Source organism: Pseudomonas sp. 22085, from assembly GCF_052045815.1.
GTDB classification, from domain to species: Bacteria; Pseudomonadota; Gammaproteobacteria; order Pseudomonadales; family Pseudomonadaceae; genus Aquipseudomonas; species Aquipseudomonas glycinae.
The window spans coordinates 76,416-89,205 of the sequence record NZ_JBQEQA010000014.1 but is presented as its reverse complement, the minus strand read 5'-3'; the positions used below and the strand labels follow the sequence as shown (position 1 = coordinate 89,205).

Annotated in this window: 13 protein-coding genes; 5 read left to right on the top strand and 8 right to left on the bottom strand. The window is 60.4% G+C overall.

All coding sequences use genetic code 11. From position 1 onward, the window contains the following. Positions 1 to 116 precede the first annotated feature (116 nt). The 4 genes from ACTJK7_RS18500 (at position 117) to ACTJK7_RS18485 (ending at position 5,177) form a co-directional block, all read left to right on the top strand. Positions 117 to 1,889, top strand: coding sequence for an N-acetylglutaminylglutamine amidotransferase (locus ACTJK7_RS18500; RefSeq protein WP_108562948.1), 1,773 nt, complete (start codon positions 117 to 119; stop codon positions 1,887 to 1,889). Positions 1,890 to 1,892: 3 nt separating this feature from the next. Further along, entirely contained in the window at positions 1,893 to 3,638 is a 1,746-nt protein-coding gene (gene ngg, locus ACTJK7_RS18495) for an N-acetylglutaminylglutamine synthetase (protein WP_108562949.1), read from the top strand. Positions 3,639 to 3,699: 61 nt separating this feature from the next. Further along, positions 3,700 to 4,890: an osmoprotectant NAGGN system M42 family peptidase gene (locus ACTJK7_RS18490; protein ID WP_064383427.1), complete on the top strand. Its 1,191-nt coding sequence runs from the start codon at positions 3,700 to 3,702 to the stop codon at positions 4,888 to 4,890. A gap of 59 nt (positions 4,891 to 4,949) precedes the next feature. Then, on the top strand, positions 4,950 to 5,177 hold the full coding sequence (locus ACTJK7_RS18485) for a YheU family protein (RefSeq protein WP_003172962.1): 228 nt from the start codon (positions 4,950 to 4,952) through the stop codon (positions 5,175 to 5,177). 6 nt (positions 5,178 to 5,183) lie between these two features. On the opposite strand, the gene csrA is transcribed toward ACTJK7_RS18485, so the two are convergent. The 3 genes from csrA to ACTJK7_RS18470 form a co-directional block, all read right to left on the bottom strand. Beyond that, a complete protein-coding gene (gene csrA / locus ACTJK7_RS18480; protein WP_007950875.1) occupies positions 5,184 to 5,369 on the bottom strand; it encodes a carbon storage regulator CsrA in 186 nt (61 codons plus the stop codon). A gap of 136 nt (positions 5,370 to 5,505) precedes the next feature. Further along, a complete protein-coding gene (locus ACTJK7_RS18475; RefSeq protein ID WP_064383429.1) occupies positions 5,506 to 5,838 on the bottom strand; it encodes a YnfA family protein in 333 nt (110 codons plus the stop codon). 64 nt (positions 5,839 to 5,902) lie between these two features. Then, on the bottom strand, positions 5,903 to 6,718 hold the full coding sequence (locus ACTJK7_RS18470; RefSeq protein WP_007950873.1) for an SDR family oxidoreductase: 816 nt from the start codon (positions 6,716 to 6,718) through the stop codon (positions 5,903 to 5,905). A gap of 262 nt (positions 6,719 to 6,980) precedes the next feature. Between ACTJK7_RS18470 and ACTJK7_RS18465 the strand changes: the two genes are divergently transcribed. Continuing rightward, complete coding sequence (locus ACTJK7_RS18465) at positions 6,981 to 7,133, top strand: DUF3309 family protein (protein WP_003226960.1); 153 nt, start codon at positions 6,981 to 6,983, stop codon at positions 7,131 to 7,133. Positions 7,134 to 7,193: 60 nt separating this feature from the next. Here ACTJK7_RS18465 and ACTJK7_RS18460 read toward each other — a convergent pair whose 3' ends face one another. The 5 genes from ACTJK7_RS18460 to ACTJK7_RS18440 all read right to left on the bottom strand — a co-directional run bounded on the left by ACTJK7_RS18460 (position 7,194) and on the right by ACTJK7_RS18440 (position 12,663). After that, the gene (locus ACTJK7_RS18460; protein ID WP_108562950.1) at positions 7,194 to 9,287 is read right to left on the bottom strand and encodes an LTA synthase family protein; all 2,094 of its coding nucleotides are present in this window, start codon (positions 9,285 to 9,287) and stop codon (positions 7,194 to 7,196) included. 314 nt (positions 9,288 to 9,601) lie between these two features. Beyond that, positions 9,602 to 10,207 carry an START domain-containing protein gene (locus tag ACTJK7_RS18455; protein WP_085655150.1) on the bottom strand — a complete coding sequence of 202 codons (606 nt, stop codon included), beginning with the start codon at positions 10,205 to 10,207 and terminating at the stop codon, positions 9,602 to 9,604. Positions 10,208 to 10,248: 41 nt separating this feature from the next. Continuing rightward, positions 10,249 to 10,503 (bottom strand): YkgJ family cysteine cluster protein, encoded by a 255-nt coding sequence (locus ACTJK7_RS18450; RefSeq protein WP_007950870.1) that lies wholly within the window; start codon positions 10,501 to 10,503, stop codon positions 10,249 to 10,251. Between the two features lie 166 nt (positions 10,504 to 10,669). Next, on the bottom strand, positions 10,670 to 11,149 hold the full coding sequence (locus ACTJK7_RS18445; RefSeq protein ID WP_108562951.1) for a translation initiation factor 2: 480 nt from the start codon (positions 11,147 to 11,149) through the stop codon (positions 10,670 to 10,672). Between the two features lie 74 nt (positions 11,150 to 11,223). After that, positions 11,224 to 12,663, bottom strand: coding sequence for an aminotransferase-like domain-containing protein (locus ACTJK7_RS18440; RefSeq protein WP_108562952.1), 1,440 nt, complete (start codon positions 12,661 to 12,663; stop codon positions 11,224 to 11,226). Positions 12,664 to 12,790 lie beyond the last annotated feature (127 nt).

The window sequence follows — 12,790 nt, the reverse complement described above, 5'->3', positions numbered from 1 at the left end:
ACTTATAACTGATCGTTCTAAAACTCCCACATCCGAGCCGGGTCAGTTTCTGGGTATCGGCCATTTCGGCGCGGTACAGCGACACCTTCCCCAACGGAAAAACCGGTAAGGACTTTATGTGCGGATTAGCTGGCGAGTTACGTTTTGATCAACAACCTGCAGACCTTGCAGCCATCGAGCGAATCACCCATCACCTGGCGCCTCGCGGCCCTGATGCGTGGGGCTTCCATGCCCAAGGGCCGATTGCCCTGGGCCATCGACGCCTGAAAATCATGGACCTGTCGGACGGTTCGGCGCAGCCGATGATCGACAGCCAACTGGGGCTGTCCCTGGCCTTCAATGGCGCGATCTACAACTTCCCGGAACTGCGCGCCGAACTCGAAGCGCTCGGTTATGCGTTTTACTCCGGCGGCGACACCGAAGTGCTGCTCAAGGGTTATCACGCCTGGGGCGAAGCGCTGCTGCCGAAACTCAACGGCATGTTCGCCTTCGCCATCTGGGAGCGCGATGCCCAGCGTCTGTTCATTGCTCGCGACCGTCTCGGCGTGAAGCCGCTGTACCTGTCGCGCACCGGCCAGCGCCTGCGCTTTGCCTCGGCGCTGCCGGCGCTGCTCAAGGGCGGTGACATCAACCCGATCCTCGATCCGGTGGCGCTCAACCATTACCTGAATTTCCACGCCGTGGTGCCTGCGCCGCGCACCTTGCTGGCCGGTATCGAAAAACTGCCGCCAGCAAGCTGGATGCGCATTGAAGCGGACGGCACCACCGAGCAGAAAACCTGGTGGACCCTGCCCTACGGCCCACACGCCGACGAGAAAAACCTGACCCTGGAAGACTGGCGTGACCGCGTACTCGACAGCACCCGCGAAGCCGTAGCCATCCGCCAACGGGCGGCGGTGGATGTCGGCGTACTGCTTTCCGGCGGCGTCGATTCGAGCATGCTCGTCGGCCTGCTGCGCGAAGTCGGCGTGGAGAATCTGTCGACCTTCTCCATCGGTTTCCAGGATGCCGGGGGCGAGCGCGGCGACGAATTCCAGTACTCCGATCTGATCGCCAAGCACTACGGCACCCAGCACCATCAACTGCGCATCGACGAAAAAGAGATCATCGAACAACTGCCCGCCGCGTTCCGCGCGATGAGCGAGCCGATGGTCAGCCACGATTGCATCGCCTTTTATCTGCTGTCCCGCGAAGTGGCCAAGCATTGCAAAGTGGTGCAGAGCGGCCAGGGCGCCGACGAGTTGTTCGCCGGTTATCACTGGTATCCGCAAGTCGACGGCGCGGCCGATCCGTATGCGGCCTATCGCCAGGCGTTTTTCGACCGCAGCTACGACGATTACGCGGCGACGGTGCAGCCGAAATGGCTGACCGCCAATGACGCTGCCGGTGACTTCGTGAAGGAACATTTCGCACAGCCCGGCGCCGATGCGGCAGTCGACAAGGCCCTGCGTCTGGACAGCACGGTGATGCTGGTGGATGACCCGGTCAAACGTGTCGACAACATGACCATGGCCTGGGGACTGGAGGCGCGCACGCCGTTTCTCGACTATCGGCTGGTGGAGTTGTCGGCCCGAATTCCGGGCCGGTTCAAACTGCCGGACGGCGGCAAGCAGGTGTTGAAAGAAGCTGCGCGACTGGTCATCCCGAGCGAAGTGATCGACCGCAAAAAAGGTTACTTCCCGGTACCGGGCCTCAAGCATTTACAGGGCGATACCCTGAGCTGGGTCCGCGAACTGCTGCTGGATCCGAGTCAGGATCGCGGCCTGTTCAACCCGGCCATGCTCGACCAATTGCTGACCGATCCACAAGGCCAGTTGACCCCGCTGCGCGGCTCCAAGCTGTGGCAACTGGCGGCCCTGAACCTGTGGCTCAGCGAACAAGGAATCTGATTGATGAAACCTCACGCCACGGCTTACAGCCAACGCCTGCTGCGCGGCCAGACGCCGTCCTACGAACGCTTGCAGGCGCGTCTGGCCGAAGATGGCAGCGAGCCGGCTGCCGAGCCGATTGCAGTGCACTGCGGCTGGGGCCGGCTGCTGATCGGCCACACATTCCCCGATCCGGCCAGCCTTGCTCAGGAACTGCTTAACGAGCAGCCGGGCGAACGCGATATCGCCTTGTACGTCGCCGCGCCGCAGCAGATTCTCGGGCTGGAACCGACCCAACTGTTTCTCGACCCGTCCGACACTCTACGTTTGTGGTTCAGCGATTACCGCCAGGCCACCCGCGTGTTTCGTGGCTTTCGCATTCGCCGCGCACAAAGTGACGCGGACTGGCAGGGGATCAATCAGCTGTATCAGGCGCGCGGCATGCTGCCGATCGACGCCACCCTGCTCACCCCGCACCATCAGGGCGGCCCGGTGTACTGGCTGGCGGAAGACGATGACAGCGGCGCGGTGATCGGCAGCGTCATGGGGCTCAATCACCAGAAAGCCTACAACGACCCGGAAAACGGCAGCAGCCTGTGGTGCCTGGCGGTCGATCCGCAATGTTCGCGTCCCGGTGTCGGCGAAGTGCTGGTACGGCATCTGATCGAACACTTTATGAGCCGGGGTCTGAGCTATCTCGATCTGTCGGTACTGCACGATAACCGCCAGGCGAAAAACCTCTACGCCAAACTCGGCTTTCGCAACCTGCCGACGTTCGCCATCAAGCGCAAGAACGGCATCAATCAGCCGCTGTTTCTCGGCCCTGGCCCGGAGGCGCCGTTCAACCCTTACGCGCGAATCATCGTCGAGGAAGCGCATCGGCGCGGCATCGACGTGCAAGTGGATGACGCCGACGCCGGTCTGTTCACGCTCAGTCATGGCGGGCGACGGGTGCGTTGCCGCGAATCCCTGAGCGACCTGACCAGCGCTATCAGCATGAACCTGTGCCAGGACAAGAGCCTGACTCATAAGGTTTTGAAAGCCGCCGGGTTGAATGTGCCGTCGCAGCAATTGGCCGGGAATGCGGACGACAATCTGGCGTTCCTTGATGAACACCAGCGTGTGGTGGTCAAACCGCTGGACGGCGAACAGGGTCAAGGCGTGGCGGTGGATCTGCAGACCATTGAGGAAGTGCAGCAGGCCATCGAAGCAGCCAGGCAGTTTGATGCTCGCGTGCTGCTCGAAAGCTTCCATGAAGGTTTCGACCTGCGGATTCTGGTAATCGGTTTCGAGGTGGTTGCAGCGGCGATCCGCCGGCCGGCGGAAGTGGTCGGCGACGGCCATCATTCCATCGGCGCACTGATCGAAGCGCAGAGCCGGCGCAGGCAAGCGGCTACCAGCGGCGAGAGCAAAATCCCGCTGGACCACGAAACCCAACGCACCTTGCACGCCGCCGGTTACGACTACAGCAGCATCCTGCCGGCCGGTGAGCATCTGTTCGTGCGGCGCACGGCGAACCTGCACACCGGCGGCACGCTGGAAGACGTCACGGCGATTCTGCACCCGACCTTGGCCGAGGCCGCCGTGCGCGCGGCTCGGGCGCTGGAAATCCCGATGGTCGGCCTCGACCTGATGGTGCCGGCGGCGGATCAACCAGAGTACGTCTTCATCGAAGCCAACGAGCGAGCGGGTCTCGCCAACCATGAGCCGCAACCGACGGCGGAACGGTTTGTCGATCTGTTGTTTCCGCACAGTCAGCCGGCCGTTTGATCTCTCTTCAGCGTCATTCCCGCGTTCAACGCGCGAATGACGCCCCGCAACAGGAGTTTCCATGACCACCCAAATTCCCGAACCGGATCTGAACTACCTGCAGAAAGTCCTGCTGGAAATGCTCGCCATTCCCAGCCCGACCGGGTTCACCGACACCATCGTGCGTTACGTCGCCGAGCGTCTGGAAGAACTCGGCATTCCCTTCGAGATGACCCGTCGCGGCACAATCCGCGCCACCCTTAAAGGCAAGAAAAACAGCCCCGACCGTGCGGTCTCGGCGCACCTGGACACCATCGGTGCTGCCGTGCGCGCGGTGAAAGACAACGGGCGCCTGACCCTCGCGCCGGTCGGCTGCTGGTCGAGCCGGTTCGCCGAGGGCAGCCGCGTCAGCCTGTTCACCGACAACGGCGTGATTCGCGGCAGTGTGTTGCCGTTGATGGCGTCCGGGCATGCCTTCAATACCGCTGTGGATGAGATGCCGATCAGCTGGGATCACGTCGAGCTGCGACTGGACGCCTACTGCGCGACCCGCGCCGATTGTGATTCGCTGGGCATCAGCGTCGGCGATGTCGTGGCTTTCGACCCCCTGCCGGAGTTCACCGAAAGCGGCCACATCAGCGCCCGCCATCTGGACGACAAGGCCGGTGTTGCGGCACTGCTGGCAGCGTTGAAAGCCATCGTCGACAGTGGTCAGGAGCTGATGATCGACTGCCATCCGCTGTTCACCATCACCGAGGAAACGGGCAGCGGCGCGGCGGCGGCCCTCCCGTGGGACGTCAGCGAATTCGTCGGCATCGACATTGCTCCGGTCGCGCCGGGCCAGCATTCCAGCGAACATGCGGTGAGCGTGGCGATGCAGGATTCCGGCGGGCCTTACGACTATCATCTGTCGCGACACCTGTTGCGCCTGGCCGGTGAGCACGAACTGCCGGTGCGCCGAGATCTGTTCCGCTATTACTTCAGCGATGCCCATTCGGCGGTCACCGCCGGTCACGACATCCGCACCGCCCTGCTCGCCTTCGGCTGCGACGCGACTCACGGCTACGAGCGCACGCACATCGACAGCCTCGCGGCGCTCAGTCGCTTGCTGGGGGCGTACATTCTGAGTCCGCCGGTGTTCGCCAGCGACGCACAACCGGCCACCGGGTCACTGGATCGCTTCAGTCATCAGATCGAACACGAAACGCAGATGGAGAGCGACACCCGCGTGCCGTCGGTGGACAGCCTGGTGGGGCAACGCGCGGACAGTTGAGTCTGGCCCTCGGCGATCATTCGCCGTAGCATCCCGACATTGATTTAGCCGAGGTGCCCATGCTGATTCCCCACGACGCGCTCGAAGTCGACACCCTCACCCGCCTGATCGAGGATTTCGTCACCCGCGACGGTACCGATAACGGTGACGATACGCCGCTGGAAACTCGCGTACTGCGGGTTCGCCAGGCATTGACCAAAGGTCAGGCGCTGATTGTCTTCGATCCCGAAAGCGAGCAATGCCAGTTGATGCTCAAGCACGACGTGCCCAAGCACCTGTTCGACTGAAAACGGTCAGCGGCCCTTGCCGCTGGCCTGTTTGCGCTGGATCCGTTCGTAGACCTCGGCGCGGTGTACGCCGACCTGCTCCGGCGCTTCGACGCCGAACCGCACGCTGGAGCCGTTGACCGCCAGAACGCGCAGAGTGATGTTGTCGCCGATGGAAATCAGTTCACCGACAACACGGCTGAGTACAAGCATGGGGGTTGTCCTTCAAGGTTTGCGAGCCTTGAAGATGCGCGGGTTTCGACCGCCCTACAATGCGCTGTGGGCAATTCAGTCATTCCCTACACAGCAAGGCGCGCAAGCCTTCAGACATTTCCTTCAAGCCAGCCATTCAAGTCGCGGTGAATCGTGGACCGAACAGGATCACACTCGCCCCGATCACACACAGCGCCACACCGATCCAGTCCGACCCCAACGGGCGGATGCGTTCGACCACCGCCAGCCAGCCAATCGAAGCAATGATGTAGATGCCGCCATAAGCGGCGTAGGCGCGACCGGCGTAGGTCGCTTCGACACGTGTCAACAGCAGCGCGAACAGGGTCAGGCTGAGCAGTGCCGGAATCACCCACAAGGCGCTCTTGCCCTGGCGCAACCACATCCAGAACGCGAAACAGCCAGCGATTTCGAACAGCGCGGCGAGGAAAAACCACAGGTAATTGAGCATGCAAGACATCTCGTCAGGGTGACTGTTGCGGCCACCCTAACGATGCGGCGAACCCCGGGCAAGTTCAGCCGTTGTTCTGTTTGGCCTTGGCGCGCATCTTTTCGGCCATTGCGGTCATTTCGTTGTACAGCAGCTGCGGATTCTTCTGTTTGAGCGCCCAGGCCATGCGCCCTTGTTCGTGGGGCAGGATCATGAACTCGCCGGCCGCGACCTGCTTGTAGATGTAGTCGGCAATATCGCTGGCGGTGATCGGCGAACTTTCCAGCAACTTGCCGACCTGGGCTTTCATCGCCGGCGTCGGGCCCCGGAAAGAATCCAGCAGGTTGGTCTGGAAGAACGACGGGCAAACTACATGAACCCCGACTTCCTGCTGGGCCAGTTCGATCAACAGGCTTTCCGACAGCGCCACCACTCCGGCCTTGGCCACGTTGTAGTTGCTCATCGCCGGGCCCTGCATCAGCGCAGCCATAGAGGCGATGTTGATGATCTTGCCCTTGCTCTGCTCCAGCAACGGCAAGAACGCCTTGCAGCCCTTGACCACGCCCATCAGATTGATCGCGATCTGCCAGTCCCAGTCTTCCAGCGACAACTCGCTGAAGAAACCGCCCGAGGCCACACCGGCGTTGTTAACGATGATGTCGATGCCGCCAAGTTTCACTTCGCAGGCTTGGGCAAACGCAGTGAGCTGGCTGTAATCGCGCACGTCGCAGCGCTGGATGAAGCCATCGCCGCCGGCCTCGCGAACGAGTTTGAGGGTCTCTTGCAAACCGGGCTCGCTGACATCAGACAAGGCCAGTTGCCAGCCTTCACGCGCCCAGCGCAGCGCGATTTCGCGACCCAGGCCTGAGCCCGCGCCAGTGATCATCATGCGATTTTGCATAGCAGACAGCCTTGTTGTTCCGGGGAAGATGCGCGGAGTGTAGCGAAGGATACCGGGCGACCCACGCTCCATCAGATTGCTGAATGGCGAGAGCAAACCGCAGCAACAAACGAAATAAGTGCGCGAGCCAAATAACTTAAAAAAACATTGAATTTTCTTTTACGCGCACCGGTCGGAATTTGTAAGCCGGCTGGATTTAGTTCAACTTTCAGCTGCCCTTGAACATCAAGACTTCTCAGACACTATCAACAAGGAATTCGACATGGGCACAATTCTTATCATTATCCTGATCCTGTTGCTGATCGGTGGTCTGCCGGTCTTTCCGCACTCCAGAAGTTGGGGTTACGGCCCTTCGGGCATTATCGGTGTAGTGCTGGTAGTCCTGTTGGTGCTGCTGTTACTCGGTCGGATATGACTGTTTGACCGACAAAAAAAGAGGCCCTTGCAAGGGCCTCTTTTTTATTGTGCCGACTGATCAGTCCGGCTTGCCGTTAACCACACCGGCGGTGTTGTCGATCAGGCTCTTGGTCGCTGTTTGCAGGAACGCTTCAAGCTTGAGTTTCAGCTCGGCAGTGCGCGGTGCATCCGGCACCACTTCGGCGTGCGGGTTCGCGCCCAGCTCGTATTGATAGATCTTCGGCGCCATTTCCTTGTCTTTCGGCAGTACCAGGATCTGGTCGGCAGTGACGATGGCGGTGGTCTGCTCGCTGCCCGACGGTTTGATCACACCGAAACCAGTGTCACCCTGCGGCAGATTCAGCAGATCGCGGCCCCAGCACTGATGGCGCACTTCGCCACCGAGGCGACCCATGATGGTCGGCACGATGTCGATCTGAGTGCCGACGGTGTGGTCACGGGTACCGAATTTTTCCTGGATGCCCGGTGCGATCATCAGCATCGGTACGTTGAAGCGGCCCAGATCCATTTCGGTGATCTGACGCTCGTTGCCGAAACCGTGGTCGCCGACGATGACGAACAGGGTTTCCTTGAAGTACGGCTCTTTACGGGCCTTCTCGAAGAACTGACCCAGCGCCCAGTCCGCATAACGCATGGCGGTCAGGTGCTCGTTGAGCGGGCCACGGTCGGTGACACGCTCGACCGGCAACGGCGTCGGCAAGGCGTACGGCGTGTGGTTGGACAAGGTCTGCAGCAGCGCATAAAACGGCTTGCCGTTTTCCCGCGCCTTGAGCTCCACCAGACCACGGTCGAACATGTCCTGATCGGACACGCCCCAGGTCGGATCAGAGAACACCGGGTTGACGAAATCGTTGCGGCCAACGAAGTTGGTCATGCCCTGGTTGCTGAAGAAACCGGACTGGTTGTCCCAGGCAAAATCACCGTTGTAGACGTAGACGTCGTCATAGTTGCGAGCACTGAGCAACTGCGGCAGACCGGACAGTTTGTGGCTGCCTTCCGGGGTCTGCATCAGGTATTCGAAACCCGGCAGGTTCGGGAAGCACGCCATGGTGGCAAACATCCCCTGGTGGGTGTGGGTGCCGTTGGAGAAGAAACGGTCGAACAGCAGGCCTTCCTTCGACAGCTTGTCGAGGTACGGCGTGATGTTGCCCGGCGCGCCCAGTGCGCCCACCGAGTGACCGGCCATGCTTTCCATCAGGATCACGACGACGTTCTTGATCGGCAGGGTCTTGTCGGCAGGCGGTGTGTATTCGCGACGCACGGCGGCGATATCGGTATCCACCAGTTTGTCGTCCGGCATCACCAGCATGTCGCGGACCACTTTCTGTGCCTGATCCTGCGGCAGCGTGGCTTTCCAGATGTTATCGCGATCCTCGCCCATGCGGTCCTTGGCCGCCGCGATCAGCGACAGCGTGCCGTTGAGGCCGAGCTGATTGGCGAAGTTCGATTCAGTGGTGTACACGTCACCCCAACGCAGCGGCGGGCCTTGGCGCAGAGTGCCGCGAGCGGCCACCACGCAGATCAGCAGGCACACCACGAATACCGCCAGACGCGCATACCACGGTGCCACCTGACGGGTGCCGACATTGCCACCGCTGAACGGGCCACGCGGCCGAGTCAGACGGTCGGCGCCCTTGAACGCCAGGGTCAGGATCAGCGTGCCCACGGCCCACGCCAGCAGGTAACGCACCACCGGGAAACCGTACCAGAGCATGCTCATCACGGTTTTCGGGTCTTCCTTCACGTACTGGAACACCAGACCGTTGAGGCGCTGGTGGAATTCGCGGTAGAAGTCCATCTCCATCAGGCCGAGGAACAGCGCGATGCTCGAAGCGATGGTCAGCCACAAACGGAAAAACCCGCGCGCCGCCATGGCACGGGCACTGAACAGCGCCAGCACCAGCGGAATGCAGACATACACCACCAGGCGCACATCGAAACGCAGGCCGTTGGCGAAGGCTTCGAGGAAAGTCGAGGCCGGGGTGTCGAGGATCATCTCGCGGTTGTAGACCAGCAGCGCGAGGCGCAGCACGGAAAACATCACCATCATGACCAGCGCGCACAGAAGCGTGTAGGCCAGATGCGATTTGACGGTCGGTTGCAGCAGGCGACTGGAAGATCGCTGCTGACTCAGGGCGTCCGGGTTTGCCATGTCGTTTTAGGACCCATTGGAAGTTGAAGTTGCAAAAAATACGGCTGCGCCCTGCCCTCTGTTGGCCATTCCAGGCCCCGGGGCTTGCGCGGAGCGCAAATGTTGCACGATCACCGACGGCATTGCCATTGATTAGTGCCCGCCGCCGGACGCTTTCATTCAAGGCATGGCGCATCGATACAGGTGCGAACAGTGCGGGCGAATTGTCTTGAAGCGTTTGTGAAAATTTCGTTCAACGCATATCCGGAAACACAATAAACCTGGAAAACAAAACGCCCCGAGTTCTTCGGGGCGTTTACAGATGAACGCGACAGTTACTTCTCGGCGCGTTCTCTCAAGGCTTTCAGGGTATTGAACGGTGCGTCGACCACAAACTTGTTGGCGATCATCGACGGCACGCTGCCACCTGGCTCGGTGTGTACCTGATAGGTCACTTCAACCTGATCGCCTTTTGGCACGAACTTCCAGAAGCCTTTGACCTGCGCAACCCGCACAAAGCCTTTTTCTTCAGGAAGATACTTCGGCACACCTTCGAGATTACGGGTCAGGCTGCCATCGGCGCCTTCAACGGTGGTGACATGCAGGATGGAATCGCGCGGGGTCACTGGCCATGGCGTGTTGAACTGAGTGTAGGTCCAGCTCTGGTCACCTTCGTGCTTGAGCAGTTTCTGGGTCTTGCACTCGTGAATCCAGGCGCAGGCACCGGAGACGTCTTCCTGCAGGGCGCGCAATTTGGCGATGGTGGTCTTCATCACGGTCACGCCCTGATAAGACTTGTAGTCCGAACCCGGCACTTCGCTCAGGGAGACTTTGATGCCGTCTTCGTTCTTGGCGACTTTCCAGTCTTCAGCCTGGGCGGCCGAGGTGGCCAGCACGGCAGTCAAACCACACAACACAGCGATACGATGCAGCGAACCCATAGTCTTATTCCTTATTGTTGAAGTTCCGTTCGTTTGACACATCACGCCGCCGTCATCTGCTCCCACCAGCCGAGCAGTCTGATCGCATCTTCCTGGCTGCTGCCGCAGACTTCCGGATCGGCCTTGAATCCTGAACAGACCGCCGGACGCTCCGGTCGGCCGAAAATGTTGCACAGGTTATCGACCGACAACTGAACGCAGCGTTCACCGGCAGGTTTGCCATCGGGCATGCCTGGAATCGGCGAACTGATGGAAGGGGCAATACAGCAGGCGCCACAGCCTTCACGGCATTTCATGACGACGCGTTCCTCGCAGCGGGCAATGTGTTAAAGGGACGCGGGACAGGGTAACCGCTTAAACGGCTGTTTTAAATTCCCTGAGCCGGGGTTTTTACGCAGAAACGAAAATGACTGACCAGTCTCCGACAAAGCGTCTGGTCTGCGGGTCACCGACGGGGACGATTTATTGCTTGAACTCGAAATCCAGCGCCGCGCCTTCGACTTCACGGCGCTCTTCATTGCGCAGTTGCAGCTGCATTTCGTTGCTGAGCAAGCGTCCATTGAGCTGGAACCCGCTGTTCTTGTCACCGAACATCTGCGGCAGGATCGCTTCGCGCTTGGGCAGCGTCACGGAGCCGGGGGGTTTCAATTCCTGAACCATGTCTCTGGGCAGACTCAAGTCGAGCTTCGCAGACGGCAATGGCGTCTTGGCCACTTCTTTCGCCGACTTTGACTTGGTAGCCACTGGTGCGCGCTTCTTGACCGGAGCAGCCTTTTTCTGCTGCGTGGTTTTCGCTGGAGCGATTTTTTTGGTCGTCGCCGGTTTCTTCGCGTTGGCAGTGGCCGGCGCCTTTTCCTGCGCTGCAGCCGCCAAAACACCGGGTACATGACCCATCAACAGCAGGCATAGCACAACCCAGGCGGCAGAAAATTTCGCTTTCATGAACCCAACGAAGCTGACGGCAGAGGGCCATATGCTCGCCTGTTGGACGCCACATGACAAGCTCCGCCATTGTTTCAGAATCCGCCGACCATCTCCTGGCAGAGCTGTGTCGCCAACATGCCGAGGGTCATCAGCGCCCGTTCCGCCTCGCGATTCCACGGGATGCCGCAGTTCAACCGGATGCAGTGGTTGAACTGCTCGGTGTTGCTGAAGATCAGACCCGGCGCAATGCTGATGCCCTGTTGCAGCGCCCGCACGTGCAACTCCTGGGTGTTGACCCGCCCCGGCAGACTGACCCACAGAATGAATCCGCCGGTGGGCCGGGTCATCTGCGTGCCTTCGGGAAAATACTGCTGAACCGCCAGCTGGAATGCGCTGAGATTTTTTCGGTATTCCTGGCGGATGTACCTTAAATGCCGGTCATAGCCGCCGTTTTCCAGGTACGCCGCGATGGCCATTTGCGTGACGCTGCACGCCGAATGAGTGCTGAAGGTCTGCAAGCGCTGGATTTCCTGCTGGTACTTGCCGGCGATCATCCAGCCGATGCGCACACCGGGCGATAAGGTCTTGGAAAAGCTCGAGCAATAAATCACCCGGTCTAGCCGGTCGTAAGCCTTGAGCGACTTGGTGCGCCCCTGCTCGAACATCAACTCGCCGTAGATGTCGTCTTCGACGATCTGGATATCGAAATCCGAGGCCAGTCGCAGCAGCTGTTTCTGCCGCTCTTCGGGCATGGTGCCGCCGAGTGGATTGCTCAGGCGAGTGGTCAGTACCAGCGCTTTGATCGACCATTGATTGGCCGCCAGTTGCAGGGCTTCGAGGCTCATGCCGGTGGCGGGGTCGCTGGGGATCTCGATGACTTTCAGGCCCAGCAGATCCGCCAGTTGCAACAGGCCGTAATAGGTGGGGGATTCGGCGGCGATCAGGTCGCCGGGGCGGGTCAGCACTCGCAATGACATCTGCAATGCGTCGACGCAGCCGTGGGTGATCACCACTTCCGAAGGGTCAACGACCACGCCTGCATCGCGCATGCGGATCGCCACCTGCCGGCGCAGCGGCTCGAAACCCGGGCTGAACATGTAGCTGAACGCCCGAGGGCTGTGAAACCGGGTGACCTTGGCCAACTGCTGATGCAGGGCGCGCACCGGCAAATAATCGACACTCGGCACCGCCGCCCCCAGCGGGAACACGCCTTCACGACGGGATTCGACCAGCACTTGCTGAATGATGCTGCTGCGGGTGACCAGGCCTGGCCGTTCGACCCGGGCAATGTCCGGCGTGGGCGCCGTCAGTGCAGGAGTCTGGTGGACATAGTAACCGGACTGCGGCCGCGCACGGATCAGGCCCTGATCCTCGAGATTGGCGTAAGCCTGCAACACCGTGGCATGGCTGACGTTGAGCTGCGAACTCATCTTGCGCACCGAAGGTACGCGCTCGCCCGGTTGATAGACGCCACGGCGGATATCTTCGGCCAGCTGTTGAGCAATACGTTGGTAGAGCAAGAGATTGGTCATGACGCAGCACTCGATTTCACGGGCGTTTTATTCTTGTGTGAAACAATACCGGAACAGTTTGGAAGTGTACTGGGACAGTTGCCATATTAGTCAACCATACAGTGCTGTGTCGGTTAAATCTGTACTG